The organism is Bacillus sp. P4_E1 (genome assembly GCF_056401715.1).
Window position 1 is genome coordinate 24,287 of record NZ_JBFUIV010000005.1, and the last position, 15,874, is coordinate 40,160.

At 34.6% G+C, this 15,874-nt stretch carries 21 protein-coding genes and 1 other annotated feature; of the genes, 11 read left to right on the forward strand and 10 right to left on the reverse strand.

Going from position 1 to position 15,874, the window contains the following annotated elements; translation table 11 throughout:
* Window positions 1–10: 10 nt before the first annotated feature.
* Together AC1DS7_RS08545 and AC1DS7_RS08550 are read left to right on the forward strand one after the other, a co-directional pair.
* Entirely contained in the window at window positions 11–784 is a 774-nt protein-coding gene (locus AC1DS7_RS08545) for a hypothetical protein (protein ID WP_012260605.1), read from the forward strand.
* 98 nt (window positions 785–882) lie between these two features.
* Window positions 883–1,029 (forward strand): hypothetical protein, encoded by a 147-nt coding sequence (locus tag AC1DS7_RS08550; protein WP_016119876.1) that lies wholly within the window; start codon window positions 883–885, stop codon window positions 1,027–1,029.
* Between the two features lie 9 nt (window positions 1,030–1,038).
* Here AC1DS7_RS08550 and AC1DS7_RS08555 read toward each other — a convergent pair whose 3' ends face one another.
* Window positions 1,039–1,947 (reverse strand): aminoglycoside phosphotransferase family protein, encoded by a 909-nt coding sequence (locus AC1DS7_RS08555; protein ID WP_215588861.1) that lies wholly within the window; start codon window positions 1,945–1,947, stop codon window positions 1,039–1,041.
* 99 nt (window positions 1,948–2,046) lie between these two features.
* Between AC1DS7_RS08555 and AC1DS7_RS08560 the strand changes: the two genes are divergently transcribed.
* The gene (locus AC1DS7_RS08560; protein WP_002030623.1) at window positions 2,047–2,556 is read left to right on the forward strand and encodes a hypothetical protein; all 510 of its coding nucleotides are present in this window, start codon (window positions 2,047–2,049) and stop codon (window positions 2,554–2,556) included.
* Between the two features lie 26 nt (window positions 2,557–2,582).
* Here AC1DS7_RS08560 and AC1DS7_RS08565 read toward each other — a convergent pair whose 3' ends face one another.
* The 3 genes from AC1DS7_RS08565 to AC1DS7_RS08575 form a co-directional block, all read right to left on the reverse strand.
* Window positions 2,583–2,732: a hypothetical protein gene (locus AC1DS7_RS08565; RefSeq protein ID WP_000743737.1), complete on the reverse strand. Its 150-nt coding sequence runs from the start codon at window positions 2,730–2,732 to the stop codon at window positions 2,583–2,585.
* 18 nt (window positions 2,733–2,750) lie between these two features.
* Window positions 2,751–2,924: a hypothetical protein gene (locus tag AC1DS7_RS08570; protein ID WP_000343684.1), complete on the reverse strand. Its 174-nt coding sequence runs from the start codon at window positions 2,922–2,924 to the stop codon at window positions 2,751–2,753.
* Between the two features lie 76 nt (window positions 2,925–3,000).
* Complete coding sequence (locus AC1DS7_RS08575) at window positions 3,001–4,359, reverse strand: MATE family efflux transporter (protein ID WP_002140955.1); 1,359 nt, start codon at window positions 4,357–4,359, stop codon at window positions 3,001–3,003.
* 182 nt (window positions 4,360–4,541) lie between these two features.
* On the opposite strand from AC1DS7_RS08575, the gene uppP reads away from it, so the two are divergent.
* Both uppP and AC1DS7_RS08585 read left to right on the forward strand, forming a co-directional pair.
* Window positions 4,542–5,333, forward strand: a complete 792-nt coding sequence (gene uppP / locus AC1DS7_RS08580) for a bacitracin resistance undecaprenyl-diphosphatase (protein WP_002030627.1) — start codon at window positions 4,542–4,544, stop codon at window positions 5,331–5,333.
* 194 nt (window positions 5,334–5,527) lie between these two features.
* On the forward strand, window positions 5,528–5,992 hold the full coding sequence (locus AC1DS7_RS08585; protein WP_016101493.1) for an SRPBCC family protein: 465 nt from the start codon (window positions 5,528–5,530) through the stop codon (window positions 5,990–5,992).
* 39 nt (window positions 5,993–6,031) lie between these two features.
* Here the strand turns inward: AC1DS7_RS08585 and AC1DS7_RS08590 are convergent, their stop codons facing one another.
* Window positions 6,032–6,619 (reverse strand): thioredoxin family protein, encoded by a 588-nt coding sequence (locus AC1DS7_RS08590; protein WP_137076219.1) that lies wholly within the window; start codon window positions 6,617–6,619, stop codon window positions 6,032–6,034.
* A gap of 33 nt (window positions 6,620–6,652) precedes the next feature.
* Window positions 6,653–7,084: a regulatory YrvL family protein gene (locus AC1DS7_RS08595; RefSeq protein ID WP_002193242.1), complete on the reverse strand. Its 432-nt coding sequence runs from the start codon at window positions 7,082–7,084 to the stop codon at window positions 6,653–6,655.
* A gap of 162 nt (window positions 7,085–7,246) precedes the next feature.
* Between AC1DS7_RS08595 and AC1DS7_RS08600 the strand changes: the two genes are divergently transcribed.
* Both AC1DS7_RS08600 and AC1DS7_RS08605 read left to right on the forward strand, forming a co-directional pair.
* The gene (locus tag AC1DS7_RS08600) at window positions 7,247–7,666 is read left to right on the forward strand and encodes a MarR family winged helix-turn-helix transcriptional regulator (protein WP_002064429.1); all 420 of its coding nucleotides are present in this window, start codon (window positions 7,247–7,249) and stop codon (window positions 7,664–7,666) included.
* A 153-nt stretch (window positions 7,667–7,819) separates the two neighbouring features.
* The gene (locus AC1DS7_RS08605) at window positions 7,820–7,975 is read left to right on the forward strand and encodes a hypothetical protein (RefSeq protein WP_002011733.1); all 156 of its coding nucleotides are present in this window, start codon (window positions 7,820–7,822) and stop codon (window positions 7,973–7,975) included.
* A gap of 22 nt (window positions 7,976–7,997) precedes the next feature.
* Here AC1DS7_RS08605 and AC1DS7_RS08610 read toward each other — a convergent pair whose 3' ends face one another.
* Window positions 7,998–9,233, reverse strand: a complete 1,236-nt coding sequence (locus AC1DS7_RS08610) for a dicarboxylate/amino acid:cation symporter (RefSeq protein WP_476998920.1) — start codon at window positions 9,231–9,233, stop codon at window positions 7,998–8,000.
* A gap of 1,416 nt (window positions 9,234–10,649) precedes the next feature.
* Here AC1DS7_RS08610 and AC1DS7_RS08615 point away from each other — a divergent pair.
* Window positions 10,650–11,993: a TrkH family potassium uptake protein gene (locus AC1DS7_RS08615; protein WP_002140965.1), complete on the forward strand. Its 1,344-nt coding sequence runs from the start codon at window positions 10,650–10,652 to the stop codon at window positions 11,991–11,993.
* Window positions 11,994–12,027: 34 nt separating this feature from the next.
* Here the strand turns inward: AC1DS7_RS08615 and AC1DS7_RS08620 are convergent, their stop codons facing one another.
* Window positions 12,028–12,402: a hypothetical protein gene (locus tag AC1DS7_RS08620; RefSeq protein WP_002011728.1), complete on the reverse strand. Its 375-nt coding sequence runs from the start codon at window positions 12,400–12,402 to the stop codon at window positions 12,028–12,030.
* A gap of 307 nt (window positions 12,403–12,709) precedes the next feature.
* Here AC1DS7_RS08620 and ytfJ point away from each other — a divergent pair, with 307 nt between their 5' ends.
* A complete protein-coding gene (gene ytfJ, locus AC1DS7_RS08625; RefSeq protein WP_002030645.1) occupies window positions 12,710–13,117 on the forward strand; it encodes a GerW family sporulation protein in 408 nt (135 codons plus the stop codon).
* Between the two features lie 108 nt (window positions 13,118–13,225).
* Complete coding sequence (locus tag AC1DS7_RS08630) at window positions 13,226–13,315, forward strand: hypothetical protein (protein WP_000608225.1); 90 nt, start codon at window positions 13,226–13,228, stop codon at window positions 13,313–13,315.
* 428 nt (window positions 13,316–13,743) lie between these two features.
* Here the strand turns inward: AC1DS7_RS08630 and AC1DS7_RS08635 are convergent, their stop codons facing one another.
* Both AC1DS7_RS08635 and AC1DS7_RS08640 read right to left on the reverse strand, forming a co-directional pair.
* Complete coding sequence (locus AC1DS7_RS08635) at window positions 13,744–13,983, reverse strand: YkuS family protein (protein WP_002011725.1); 240 nt, start codon at window positions 13,981–13,983, stop codon at window positions 13,744–13,746.
* An 86-nt stretch (window positions 13,984–14,069) separates the two neighbouring features.
* Window positions 14,070–14,309 (reverse strand): DUF3911 family protein, encoded by a 240-nt coding sequence (locus tag AC1DS7_RS08640; protein ID WP_002140966.1) that lies wholly within the window; start codon window positions 14,307–14,309, stop codon window positions 14,070–14,072.
* A gap of 415 nt (window positions 14,310–14,724) precedes the next feature.
* On the opposite strand from AC1DS7_RS08640, the gene ilvE reads away from it, so the two are divergent.
* Window positions 14,725–15,621 (forward strand): branched-chain-amino-acid transaminase, encoded by an 897-nt coding sequence (gene ilvE, locus AC1DS7_RS08645; RefSeq protein WP_002030649.1) that lies wholly within the window; start codon window positions 14,725–14,727, stop codon window positions 15,619–15,621.
* A gap of 15 nt (window positions 15,622–15,636) precedes the next feature.
* Window positions 15,637–15,865 (forward strand) — a binding site (T-box leader).
* The last annotated feature ends 9 nt before the right edge of the window (window positions 15,866–15,874 follow it).

Below are 15,874 nucleotides of genomic sequence, written 5' to 3' on the forward strand. Positions count from 1 at the left end.
TGAAGAGCAATTGCATGAGAAAATCTCAATCAAAACGATGACAGATTACCATTTGTATGATTTTATGCGTTGTCCGCATAAATTTTATTTCCGTCATATAAAAAGAAGAGAACCTTCTTCATTTGAATGGCAACAAATAGCGCAAATGATTGTGAATCAAATTATTAATGAATATTACACGCTACCTGCGGGCCAACAAACGAAAATTGTACTTTTAATATTAATAGAAAAGTATTGGAAAAAAGTAAGAATTAATATGTTTGCTTCAAAGGCGGAGTACTATATTGTTTTAGCGAAGCTAACTGATCACTTATTACAGTTTGTTGAAAGGGATGATAGTCAGGCACCGCCGTTATTTTTATATGAGAAGTTTCAAACATATATGGAAGAGTTAGGTGTCCACATGTCATTGACATTTGAAGTTGGTGAGTGGAGTGCTGAATCGTTTGTAATTAAAAAGTATGTTATCGATGCGGATGAGGAAATGCTTGCTCTTTGTCAGAAGCTAATGACAGTATTCAGTTATAAAGCTTTCGGTATTCTTCCAGGGAAAATTGAAGTTATTAATTTAATAGAAGGAACTAAGTATGAGTACATTCCAAAGCAGGAAGATATTATAACTGGAATGGATGATTTATTTAGAATGAAAGAAATGTTGCAGCAACCTGAGCACTATACAGAGCGTCATTTTCGTTCTGAGTGTATGAGTTGTGCGTTTCGTAGTGAATGCCAAAGGGAAGAAGTAAAGAAAGAAGCGAAGCAGAAGAAAAATATAGTACATTAAAGGATGCAAATTTGCATCCTTTTTTGTTATTGACATGAAAAGCTTTTCATCATTTACGGTATATAAGTAGCAGATTTTAATAAGAGGAGGAATAATCAATGAAAGATGAAACGGCAGTATTTCAATGGTTAAAAGAACAGAATGCTCCTTTTGGAATTCAACTGCAAATTTTACAGGCGTTTCAATTGTATAAAGTTATTGTTGAAATGGATAAAAAGTTAATGATGTATGAGGAGAGAGTATAGGGAGAGAATTTAATCTCGTCCCTGTAGTATTGCTTTAAGCTGTTCTTCATTCTCCTTTAATGTTATTTCGTTGTTTGTTTCAATGTTATAAATAAGGTTATGTAGTAAAGGGCTGTATTGATAAAAGGTAGTGATGCGGTGAATGAGTAATGGATCGTGGTGAGAAATACGTGCACTGTATTGTTCATATACAGAAGTAGTAAACTCATGACCGAAATCATAATATAGTCCAGCAAAATCAAAAGCAGGATCGCCAATTTGAGCATCACCAAAATCAATAACTCCCGAAATGTTTTTGTGCAGGTTGTTAAATAAAATGTGATGATGTGTAAAGTCAGCATGGATGATTGTATTTTGAAAGGTAGATTTAGCTATACAGGTAAAGAAATTTTCGAATAAACGATTTAAGGCTGATTTCTGTAATGAAGTAAGATTGTTAGTAAAATATTGATTTAATTTTGTTTGTAGCTCTTTCCAGTAGATAAGTGTTTTTTCGATAGGGAATCCTAGCGTTTCAACACGTTTTAAAGGAATACTATGTAAAGCCGCAAGGAAAGTGGCTAATTGTGTAATAATTACTTCAAGTTCTTTTTTCTCTAGCTTTGCAACTAGTTCAGTTGTTAACGGTTCACCATGAATGAGAGGATAATAGCTGCAAAATGGAACAGTATTACAATTATTCTTATACAATAAATGATACTTAGGAATCTTGATTTCTTGTAATGAATGAGAAAGAATTGTGCACAGTTCTTTTTCTAACGGAATTCGGTTTGCATATTCAAGTTTTCGTGGGAAACGAAATAGTAGTTCATCATTTATAATAACAGTTATATTATCCCACCCTTCTTCATTTTGCATATATGAATGTATAGAAAGATCTGGTAGAGCTTCTTTTATATATTGTTTGTAAGAGTCCATAATTGTTCCTCGTTTCTAAGTTAAAGGTAGGTTATTCCACTTTATGATATCAGAATTTTCTTTCTATATGTTAAAATATAACTATCATTATGGAGGAGGGTGGGGTGCATTACGAAGAAAAGAATATTAATCATTTCTCTATGTATCGCTTTTGGATTGTTTTGGCCATATAAAGAGGAGGTTTTTGCTACCTTTAAACCGATAGATCGCTACGAGTTAAATAAGGAATTAAAGAACAAAAGTATAGAAACTTTAACTGATAAAGAAATGAAAATGATAGGAGAACACTTTGTGACAGTGCAACTATCAGTGTTTGAGTTTAATAATAAAGAAGATGTGAAACGAAAAGGTGAAGAAATATTTGTAAATAGAGGGTATGAACAGTTAATAGAAAATTATTACCCAAACCGTTTTCGGGATTTAGAGTATAAATTTACAAACGAAGAGATACGTGAAGAGACAGATGAGAGTTTTCGCTATCATGCTGTAGCGTACGTTGCTGGTATTGAAAATGGTAAGAGAAGTGAAATGAAATTAAATTATGACATGAAAATTGTAAAGGTTAATAATATATTTATGGTGTTAGATCAAAAACAGTACGTACAATGAAAAATCCCTCTAGAAGCAGAGGGACTTTAAAGATTTTCATTTTGTTGACCAAGTTCTTTTTGAGCAATGTATAAATTTCCTTGCTCAACTTGTTTCAGTGTATGAACAGAATCTCCTGCATATCCTTTTTCTGTTTTAACAGTTCTTTTTGAACGATTTGAATCTTGTTTCTTCATATAATAGACCACCCTTCCTTAAAAATAGACGAAAATGATGAGCACGAGTAATACAGCTGCGAAAATGGTAATGCCCATTAAAAAAGAAGTGTTTTTATATTTAGGTGGCTTATGTACATCTTGCCGATATCCAGGTGAAATTTCAGGGGCGAATTCTTCATCGAATGATTGTTTCTTTTGTTTTTCGTCCATATGTATCCACCTTTCTTTTTCATTATGTTACACGTTACAAGAAAAAATATGCATGAAGAAAACAGCCGCTATATCATTAGCGGCTGCTTTGCGTTGTATATTTTCTTTGTACTTGAAAGAGACGGATAAGCAGGAAGATTGCTCCAAATGCTAGACCGATAATAAGACCGATCCAATAACCTTTTGCTGCCCAGTCAGTATAAGTTGCTAACATGTAGCCAAGAGGTAGACCTATTACCCAATAAGCTATTAATGTCATAATTAAGGCAACATTTACGTCTTTATAACCACGAAGTGCTCCTTGTACTGGAGTTGCAATCGCATCTGAAATTTGAAATAAAATCGCGAATATAAGAAATTCTTTAGCTAAATGATGGACATTTGCATTTGTCGTATAAATAGAAGCAATTTCATCATCAAAGAAATAAAGAAGGATTGAATATAAAAGAGCGAAAGCAAGGGCTAACCCAATTCCGATAAATCCATATTGTTTCGCATTATTGTATCGTTTTGCTCCAACTTCAAATCCAACGGCTATCGTCATTGCCATTGCTAAACTTAAAGGAGTCATATATAACAAGGAAGCAAAGTTCATAGCTGCTTGATGTGCTGCTATTGTTGTCGTACTAAAATTACTCATCATAAGTGTTACCGCAGCGAAAATACTCGTCTCAAAAAAGATAGCAAATCCGATAGGGACGCCAAGTTTCAGGAATTCCTTCCAAATTGTAAAGGAAGGACGGTATAACTGTTTAAAGATATTGAAAGAAGCGAAAGGCTCTTTCGTACGAATAATAATAACCGTAATAATTAAAATACACCAATAGGTTGCTGCAGAAGCGATTGCCGCACCAACACCACCGAGTTTTGGAAAGCCAAAGTGACCAAAAATTAATAAGTAATTTAATACTACATTAATTGGTAATGATAGTAATGTAATAATCATCGTTGTTCGAGTTTTTCCTAATGCATCAATAAACCCGCGTAAAACGGTGTAAGTAAATAAAGGGATAATTCCAATCGCGATAATAATTAAAAATTGTGCTGCAATACGTTCCACGGGTTCTTCTAATTGCATGCCATTTAAAATAGGTGAAACAGCGAAGAATCCGATAAGGATAACAACGAAACTAGCACAAATTGCTAAATATACTGCTTGTATGACAATGTGGGGAACGTCCTCCTTTTTCTTTGATCCAACGAGCTGTGCAACAATAGGAGTAGTAGCCATTAAAATTCCTGTTAAGCCGGTACTAACGGGAAGCCATATACTTGTTCCGATAGCAACACCCGCTAAATCAATAGGACTCGCATGTCCTGACATTGTCGTATCAAAAAAGCTCATCGCAAATAATGACATTTGCGTTACAAAAATCGGGAAAAAGAGTAATAAAAATTGCTTTAACTTTTGTGAGAATGAAGTAGTTTCTTTCATAAAATCCCCTTTCAACGTAAAAAACAAACTCTTATTATCATACAATTTAATCAAAAAATAGAAAAGAAATAAGCGTATACAACAAATGAAATCAATAAAAAAAGGATGCACTTTGAAAAGGGATAAGGTATTATGATAAGGTGTGAAAAAATTACATATTCGTTATTAAGGAGGCACTACTTGTGGCTGATTGGTTAATTGGATTAATCATGGGTGCTGTTGAAGGTTTAACAGAGTTTTTACCAGTATCATCAACAGGACATATGATTTTAACAGGACACTTAATTGGATTTGAAGACGATAGAGCGAAAGTTTTCGAAGTTGTTATTCAGTTGGGATCGATTTTAGCAGTTGTTGTTATATTTTGGAAACGTTTATGGTCATTAGTTGGAATAGGGAAAGTAACTGATGGACCATCTTTAAATTTATTACATATTATTATCGGGATGATTCCTGCCGGCATACTCGGCGTACTATTCCATAGCGCAATTAAAGAAGTTTTATTCGGTCCAGGACCGGTTGTTATTAGTTTAGTAGCTGGTGGTATTTTAATGATTGTTGCTGAGAAGTTTTCAAAACCAAGTACAGCAAGAACGTTAGATGAAATCACATATAAGCAAGCATTTACAATCGGAATGTTCCAATGTTTAGCACTTTGGCCAGGATTTTCTCGTTCTGGATCAACAATAAGTGGTGGTTTATTAGCACGTGTTTCGCATACAGCGGCAGCGGAATATACATTTATTCTAGCGGTGCCAATGATGGTAGCTGCAAGTGCCTTAGATTTAATTAAAAGCTGGGATATATTAAGCGTGGCTGATATACCGTTATTTGCAACTGGATTTATTACAGCATTCGTTGTTGCGATGCTTGCAATTGTTTCATTCTTAAAATTATTAGGTCGTGTAAAACTAACACCGTTCGCTTACTACCGTTTCATTTTAGCTGCGGTATTCTATTTCTTCATTATGTAAGTATAAAATATCAGCAATACCCTATAGAATAGACACTTGAAAAAAAGTCTACTCTGTAGGGTATTTTTTTATAGAAAGAGAAAAATGAAACTTTTACCTTCAATTACTTGTATTTCACCATGTGAAATATGCCATAATGATTTCGTTATAATAATTTTAAGGAAATCGATAGGGTATTTGAGAGGAGCAATTTAGTGAGTTTTGCAATAGAAATAGTAATTCCAGCACCAATTGATGTTGTATTTGATTATGTACACAATGACGAGAAAATACTAGAATGGAGTACCTTTATGGTAGAAAATAGGTATCCTTCAAATATAGATGTTGAAAACCCTCGTGAAGGTGACAAATATATATCTGTGCAAAAGATGGGGAAGAAAATATATGAATTTGAGGCGGAAATTTTAGAGTATGATGAACCGTATATCGTTTCAGTTGGATGTGAGATGAAGCAAGGCTATACAGCTGCAACTTATATGTTAGAAGAGGATGAAGAAGGTACATCGCTTACTTTAATTGTAGAATTTGAACCGAAGAATTTTTTATATAAGATTATGTACAAGTTGACTGGGTGGATGACACGTGGAATATACATGGGTGAAATGGAACGTTTAGCAGCGTGCGTAGATGCTGTATGTTCTCAGAAAAAAGGATTATAATTTAGTAAAATAAAAAACCTGCCGAAATCGGCAGGTTTTTTATTTTACTACTTTTTCAATCATGCTTTCCATTACATGTTCCCAAAGAGAAGTATCATCAGCTAATGTAGCACGGAAATTAGCATACATTTCTTTTTGTTTCTCTTCGAATGTTGGATCTTCTTTTTCAGGTAATGTAGCGCGCATTGAAGTTACTAATTCTTGTATTTTTGGAGCTCGTGGTCCAAAGACGGCTTGTTCATTTCCGTCTTTATCAATGAAAATAAAGATTGGAATCGCACGTGCTGTTCCGTTTGTTAAGTATTGATCCATTAACTCTAAGTTTTCATCGCGAATTAATAAACGCATATCAATATTTGCAACTTCAGAAATTCGTTTCATAACAGGTACACATAAAAGAGCGTCGCCGCACCAGTCAGCTGTTAATACGATAACGCGCCAGCCATCATTTTGACGTTCTTCTAAAACTGGAAGTAATTCATTTGGAATTAAAAAGTTATTGTAAATGTGTAGTAGCTCGTATTGGTTTACTTTCATTTCATTCACATATGTATCAAAGGACATGCCTTTATCAGCCCATTGTAGTAAGTTCATAAGTAACACCTCTTTAGTATGATTTATTTTTATTGTACCAATTTTTATATAGAAAAGCTTGTATTCTTACTCTTTCTTATCACTAAATAATTTATTTAGTGTGTAAAGGAATAGTGCGACACATAATTCAGCTATGTTGGGCATTTGTACACTCTCTATCCAGTCATCGGCGGTATGTATGACAAACCAATCTAACGTAATTTCAATTATAGAGAGCAGAGCAATTGAGAGCCAATTGGGCATACTTGTCATCATTGGATGTAGGAGCACTTTAAAGAAAATGAATATAAAATATGTAATACCGTCTAATAAAAGAATGAGTAAAAAAAAGAGTAGTAGAGCTGTTCTTGATGAATATTCTATACCTGTAATATGAAAGATTCCCACATATACAAAAAATATAAATGCAAAGAATATAATGAGAATAAGAATAACAACACTAATAATAATAGTCTTATCTTTTAGACTGAGATTAGAAAGTTTGTCTTCTTCACTCATTACCCCAACTCCTTTTTTTGGAAAATCAATTTCATTGTACCATGAAATATCTATTAAAAAACTACGAATTATGGGGAAATAAGGTGACAAAAAGTAAGATTTCGTGTAAAATTATTAATAAGGTTTTTATTTAACTAAATTAAATAAAAGGGGCTGTCGAAGTTGTCTCAAAATCGAGAACAATTAATGGAAGAACTATCGACAAATGTTTTTGCAATGTTTCGCACGTTGCGTAATGATATTGGAAAAATATTTGGTGGTTACATACCGTGGAATGAGTTCATTGTCCTTAGAATATTGAACCGTACGAATAAAGAAATGGTCTCACGTGTAGCTAATGAGTTAAATGTGTCGAATAGTCATATTACAGCTGTTACAGAAAAATTAATTAATAAAGGCTTTGTAACTCGTTCACGTTCTACATCAGATCGCCGAGTTGTATATTTAGAGATTACAGAACAAGGGAAAGAGTTAGTTGCGAAAATGGAAGGTGAGAAAAAGAAATATTTACAAGAAAGATTTTCCGCACTTTCAGAAGATGAAATGGATATAATGATATCTATTTCTAAAAAACTTATTTAAATAATTACAAATAAGAAAACGCTTACCTAATTAAAAAGAAGACCTTCCTCATATATGGAAGGTCTTCTTCTGTGTGTAATAGATGATAAAAAATAAAATGTGTATGAAAAAAGATAGAGCGCCATACTACTAATAAAGGAAGGAGGGAGAAATATGACGAATCGTAATGGTAGTCAAGGAAGTGGAAATCAAGGTTCACCAAAATCAGGGCAATTCCAGCAGGAGTTTAGTACTGAATTTGAAACGGGAAATGATAATAAAGGAAAAGAATATCGTTCGAAAAAAGGAAGTAAATCAAAAAAGGAGTGAAATGATTCACTCCTTTTTTGATTTAAGATGCTGCAGATTGATCCGTATTATATTTTTCTTCTGATTTTGCAACAATCATTGCACAAATTGCATCACCGGAAATATTTACAGCAGTTCTAGACATATCTAGAATGCGGTCAATACCGATAATTAAAGCAATGCCTTCTACTGGTAGATTTACTTGATTTAAAACCATCGTAAGCATTACTAGTCCAACACCTGGTACACCTGCAGTACCGATACTAGCTAGTACAGCAGTTAATACGACCATAGCTAATTGTGGTAATGTAAGTTCAACGCCGTATACTTGAGCGATAAATACAGTTGCTACCCCTTGCATAATAGCGGTACCATCCATATTAATCGTTGCACCTAGTGGTTGTACAAAAGAGCTTATCGCTTTTGGAACTCCAAGTTTTTCTTGGGCGGTTTTCATGGCAAATGGAAGGGACGCATTAGAGCTAGATGTACTAAACCCAATTGCCATTACCGGACCGAAATGTTTAAAGAAACGAATAATACTTTCTTTGGCTAGTACCTTTAATAAGCCGCCGTATACGAAGACACCGTGAATAATGAGTACCAACATAACGACAATCATATACTTGAACATCGCAGCGACGCCTGCAAGACCCATTTTACCAACGGACGAAGCGAGCAACCCGAATGTTCCGATTGGAGCTAATTTCATGACAAGATTAACAAGATACATCATTAATTCGTTGCCCTGTTCAAGTAATGAATGGATACCTTGAACTCGTTTTCCTAAAACAGCTAAACCGAGTCCGATCAATGCGGCAAAGGCAATAATTTGTAGCATGTTCCCATCAGCCATCGCTTTTGCTGGATTATCTGGCACAATATTCAGCAATGTATCAACGAAAGATGTTTCAGTTTTTGCACCTTCATACTTAAGCCCGTCTGTTTTAAAGTTACCGCCAGCTCCTGGTTTTATGATAAGTGCAAATGTAACTGCAATAGAGATAGCGACAGCTGTTGTTACGAGAAAGAATGAAATTGATTTTAAACCAATTCTTCCAAGTTGTTTCGGATCTCCAAGACCAGCAGCCCCAAGTACGATAGAAATGAACACAACAGGAACAACTAGCATTTTAATAAGTCGAATAAACAGTTGACCAATTGGATTGAACGCATATTGATTCAATGGCTCAAAAATAGATGGAGCAGCTAAATTTAAAGTGAGTCCGACAACTAGACCGAGAAATAATGCAATTAAGATTGCCTTTGTTTGTTTCAATAAAACCCCCCCTTTTGTTTTTGTAAAATTGCTTTCTAAATTAATTATACCGAAAAAATACCTATTTTGACAATATTTTCTGAATATTTAGTATAAAACTGTCTGTTTCAATGTATATAGTCCAGTTTTGCTGAAATATGTGGAAAGAATACATTTATGTATTTGGAAAAAAAATAGACCATCACATGATGGCCTAGGGAAGGGGACAATTTATATCAATTTAATTAGGGATGGAAGCTATTCAAAGATACTGGGGAATGTCTTATAAATTAGGGAGGAACAGCTTCGATACATATACTATAAAAGATAGATGTGAACATAGAGTGAAATAGAGGGGAAGTTTTAAGTAAGAAGAAAGAGAGAATAAAAAAATAAGACCATCACATATAGGATGGTCAAAGGAAGGGGACAATTTATGTCAATTTAATTAGGGATGGAAAGCTGTTCAAGACACTGGGGAATGTCTTATAAATTAGGGAGGAACAGCTTCGATACGTATACTATAAAAGGTAGATGTGATCCTCGTGTGAACATGGAGTGAAAGAGAGAGGGAGTTTTAAATAAAAGATAGAGTAAACAAAAAAATAAGACCATCACATATAGGATGGTCAAGGGAAGGGGACAATTTATGTCAATTTAATTAGGGATGGAAAGCTGTTCAAGACACTGGGGAATGTCTTATAAATTAGGGAGGAACAGCTTCGATACGTATACTATAAAAGTTGGATGTGACCTTGGTGTGAACATAGAGTGAAAGAGAGAGGGAGTTTCAAATAAAAGATAGAAAGAATAAAAAAATAAGACCATCACATATAGGATGGTCAAGGAAGGGGACAATTTATGTCAATTTAATTAGGGATGGAAAGCTGTTCAAGACACTGGGGAATGTCTTGAACAGCTTCGATACATATACTATAAAAGGTGGATGTGATCCTCTTGTGAACATGGAGTGAAAGAGAGAGGGAGTTTCAAATAAAAGATAGAAAGAATAAAAAAATAAGACCATCACATATAGGATGGTCAAGGAAGGGGACAATTTATGTCAATTTAATTAGGGATGGAAAGCTGTTCAAGACACTGGGGAATGTCTTATAAATTAGGGAGGAACAGCTCCGATACATATACTATAAAAGGTAGATGTGACCCTCGTGTGAACTTGGAGTGAAAGATATGGGAATTTGAAAAGGGATAAAATAGTTGTTGTAAGAGTCATAGTATAAGTGGAGATATAATAGAAAATATTCTTTTGTAAAACGATAGGAGTCTGAATATAAATAAAAGTTGAAATCTATGAAAAAAAGGATTATGCTCAACTATATTATAAGAATATAAGGTTTATCCCGCTACTTGTAGGCTCTTAAAGAGTCTTTATTTATGAGGGGATAAAAGCTTCACTTGATAAAGGGAGTTAGTGATATGGAAGTAGCAAAAAAACAAGGGTTGTATAATCGTTTTATACGATTGAATCCACCACAAATTTTAGCATTAGGCTTTTTTTGTTTAATTGTGGTCGGAGGATTGTTATTAAAGTTACCGTTTGCAACGAAAGTACATATTAGTTGGGTAGATGCTTTCTTTACAGCTACGTCGGCAGCGACTGTAACCGGTTTAGGTGTTGTAGATACTGCGAGTACGTTTACGATGTTTGGTGAAATTGTTATTATGTTTTTAATTCAAACGGGTGGTCTCGGTCTTATGACGATAGCCATTTTAATTGTTTGGGTATTAGGGAAAAAAATTGGTTTACGCCACCGATTATTAATTGGAGAAGCATTTAATCAAACAAATATTGGTGGTCTTGTGAAATTAGTAAAACGTGTTTTTATTTTTTCTATTTGTATTGAGCTAATTGGAGTTATCTTTTTATCGATTCGCTTTATTCCAGAGTTTGGTTTTGGAAAAGGTTTATACTATAGTATTTTTCACGTTATTGCGTCATATAATAATGCCGGCTTTGCGCTTTGGCCAGATAATTTAACAAGATATGTAGGAGATCCTATTATTAATATTGGGATTTGTTCTTTAATTGTAATAGGAGGGTTAGGGTTTACGGTATTAATTGATATATGGTATAGCCGTAGTTTCCGAAAATTATCACTGCACTCCAAAATCATGATTGTTGGAACGATAGCACTTAATGTTATTGCGATGATTGTGATTTTTGTATTGGAATATAATAATGTGAAGACTTTGGGGCACTTATCTTTAAATGAAAAATTATGGGCTTCGTTCTTCCAAGGAATTACACCTCGTACAGCTGGTTTTAACACGGTAGATTATGGGGGGATGGAAGAGTCATCGATACTATTTACAATGGTATTAATGTTTATTGGTGCGGGAAGTGTATCGACAGGCGGTGGAATTAAGTTAACGACATTCGTTATTTTAATTACGTCAGTTCTTTCTTTCTTTAGAAAGAAAGAGGATTTTGTTTTGTTTCAGCGTACGATTAAAATGTCGACAGTAACGAGAGCGTTAGCAATTGTCGTTGCTAGTCAAATACTTATTTTTACAGCGGTATTTGTATTAATGCTTACAGAAGACTTCAGTTTTATTCAGTTATTATTTGAGACAATTTCAGCGTTTGGTACAGTAGGGTTAACAATGGGGATTACTGCGAAGCTATCGGCGTTTGGAAAATGTATTATTATGTTTGTTATGTTTTGTGGATTAATCGGACCGTTAACACTTGTGTTCTCTTTGGCACGACCAGCAAAACAAAAAATTAAATATCCATCAGAAGATGTATTTACAGGATAAGGTATCCCGCATAAAGCGAGATACCTTTTTCTTTTTAAAAAAGAGAGAACAATAAACCAATAAGCGCCACTCGGAATAAAATCGCAATGAGTGCAGCGATACCACCCACAATGGCAGCGGTACCGCCAGTTACAGTAGCCCCGCGATTATAAGCGTAAATACCAAGTAGAACAGAAACAAGACCAAATAGTGTTGGGAATGTGAATAATGATAATATTGCTAAGGCAAGAGCAATGAAACCAGCAGTCGATCCAGCTGCAGACGATCTTACATCATCGTTATCTTTATCATCATAATCGATACGCTGTGGTGCAACTTCAGCTGCGTATTCTTCTTTATAATCACTATCTATTCGATCTCTTTTTTTATATTCATCAAATTTCTCAGTCAAAGTAAGGACTCCTTTCATAACAAGGTTCAATAGTAGTATGTTTCTCTTTACTGTTTTTATCCCGCTATTTGCGAGCAGTAAGACTCCCACCTCAAAATTTGGCTGGAGCCCTGCGACTCGTGAACGCCCGATTGGTGTGGGCTAATAATCAGTGGGGGATGAACAAAACCTCCACTGATTAAAGTTTCACTTTATCCGAGCATGTACAGGGAGTAATATCCAATTGGAAAGTGGAAAATGTTTTTTCGAAATAGGAAAACTTAGTATGACTTCCTCTATTTTGGAAAGTATAAAAAAGAATAATGAGGAAAGGGTGTAGTACATAATGGAACATCCAATTGAAAATTTAATGAAAACAGCAATGACAAATTTAAAAGAGATGGTAGATGTAAATACGATTGTTGGAAGTCCGGTTTCAACAGCTGACGGAAATGTAGTATTAACAGTATCTCAAGTGGCTTTTGGTTTTGGAGCTGGTGGAAGTGACTTTAAAGGTGATTTTATTTCCGAAAAACATAACGGCGGACAAGGGCAGCATAAAGAGAACAAGCAAAGTCATCCATTCGGAGGCGGAAGCGGGGCTGGGGTTTCTATTAGCCCAGTTGCTTTTTTAGTAGTTGGTTCTAACGGTGTGCAAGTGTTGCATCTCAATAGTAGTACACATTTAATTGAAAAAGCGTTAAATACTGTGCCAAGCACTGTGGATAAATTTGTGAATGGTCGCCAAAAGTGAACTTGCATTTTTTAGGAATTATGATATATTAGAAAAAGTGCGCTTTATGACGATCGGAATAATTGAACTGTAAATATATATGATGTGTGGAATAAGGGAGAGGAATTTATGATTAATATCAAAAACTTAGTAGTTGGCTTATGTATGTTAGTAAGCGGTTTTGTTGTATATGTAATAAAAGAAAAAGCTCCATTCTAAAACAGACAAACCGTTAATGTCTGTTTTTAATTTGTAAAAAATGTTGACAAGTTATTGTATTGGTGTTAGAATTTTAATTCGTGTCTCGGTTAAAGCTAGTGTAAAGTAAATAAATCTTATGAATATAATACGAAAAGTTTGCGAAAGATCGGGTAGTCTTACCAACAACTTTTGTGAACAAACCCTATAAATTGTATATGTAAGCTTTATATGTATACTAGTGAATCAAGGAGCGGTCAGTGGAACCGTAATGATGAGAGAGAGGTAGGGCTTTCATCCAGTATATGTTACTTTCCCGTTAGGTGAATATAAAAAAGAGGGCTCCTTTTGAAAAGGAGCCCTCTTTCTATAAATAAATTGAAACTATAATCAGTGGGACCATTCCATTCTCTTTACATGTTAGCTCACAAATAATGTGATAAAAATGATTAAGTGCGGTTTTCAACTTGCTGACAAATTTCATCTGTTGTTAAACCATGTGCTTTAATTACAGATCCTTTTATCGATGTATCTGCAATGCCCATCATATTAGAATCTTGCCCGGTTACAACGCAACAATCACACCCATGTGCATCATTTTCAGAGTTAAGTGAAACGACTTCATGTCCTTGTTGCTGAAGAGCTTGTTGAACATCTGTTAAAGAGTTCTCAACACCAATTCTAGCCATAATTTTCACCTCCTACCATCTAGTTGCTAGTATGCTCAAGTCCATAGCATATATTTATGAAAAAATGGTAGGAAGAGAATATTTATTTAGTCGTTATATACACCAGTAAGCATTTGACTAACGAATTGATCATTTAATGTATCTTGTGCTGAGCTGTTATTAGACTGAATATCGATTGAAGCTGTGTAGTTGTTATGTTTCCTACTATTTGGTTCTACTTCAACGTAATTATTGAATTTACAAAATCCTTTCGTATCCATTAGATCAAATAGTTGTAGCATTTCTACTACCTCTTGTCTCGTTCCTTTAATTTGTACACACGCCATTGTTATTTCCTCCTTCAATTTGACAAATTGTTTTTTAAAAATAGGATTATGATTACTAAATGAAAAATATGAATGTTATTTTTAGACAGCGTTATTTTTGTTATTTTCCCCCTTTTTCACCAAAAGTCGTTGTATATTCCCGGATTTATAAAATCGGACGTCCGTTTATTGAATACAATAGATTCGTATCAATTGGCGAAAACCCTTCTTTTAAACAAATATTTTTTTAGTAGAATTTGACGAAAAAATTTTTTTGACTTTTTGTAAACGTTAACAATGTTATTAAATCAATATAAACAAAGATGTACGTACGATTAAAAATTAAAAATTTTCTAAAAATTCACTTGATTTATTTGAAAAGGAGAGTAGACTAGGAAACAATAAAAAACTCATAGAACATAGGGGGCGCTTTCAAGTGAACGAGCAGTGGATTTTCTTAAATGGAGAATTTGTTCCAAAAGACGAAGCAAAGGTTTCAGTATATGATCATGGCTATTTATATGGCGATGGAGTGTTCGAAGGAATTAGGGTATATAGCGGTAATGTTTTCCGTTTGAGAGAGCATCTTGTCCGGTTATATGAATCAGCGAAATCCATCATGTTAGAAATTCCATATACGTTAGAAGAAGCAATGAAAATCGTTGTTGAAACGATTCGACAAAACAAACTATCTAATGGATATATCCGCCTCGTTGTATCAAGAGGACCTGGGAACTTGGGATTAGATCCCGATTCTTGTACGAAACCAAATGTAGTAGTAATTGCAGAGCAATTATCTTTATTTCCACAAGAATATTATGAAAAAGGGATTCCGATTATAACAGTTGCAACGCGTCGCAATCGCCCGGATGTTTTATCGCCTCAAGTAAAATCTTTAAATTACTTAAATAATATTTTAGTTCGCATTGAGGCGAAATTAGCTGGAGTACAAGAAGCACTTATGTTAAATGACCAAGGATATGTAGCTGAAGGCTCTGGAGATAATGTATTTATTGTGAAGGGAAATAAATTAATTACACCACCAAGTTCTGCTGGAGCGTTAGAAGGTATTACACGAAACGCGATTTTAGAAATCGGCGAAAAACTTGGATATGACGTAAGAGAAGAATTATTTACAAGGCATGATGTATATGTAGCTGATGAAGTGTTTTTAACAGGAACAGCTGCTGAAGTAATTGCTGTTACGACAGTAGATGGAAGAACGATTGGTTTAGGTAGAACAGGGCCACATACGAATCGTTTATTAGAAGAATTCCGTAAATTAGTTGTAGAAGATGGAGAGAAAATTTACGAAGAAAATAAAGTTGGATAATAGCTCTTATGACATGATAAAGCGTTGATAGGGAGGAGTAGTTGACTGTGAAGCCTCACAGAGAGTCGGTGGTTGCTGGAAACCGATGGTTCACGTCGACGAACATCACCCTTGAGTGCTAAGCTGAAACGTTTGTTTAGGCTTAGACGGTAGCTCCGTTATTAGCTAGACTCATATCCCGAGTCACTGAGGCAAGAGTAATCTTGCAAAGAAGGGTGGTACCGCGAAATCTTTCGTCCCTTCAGCACATAGC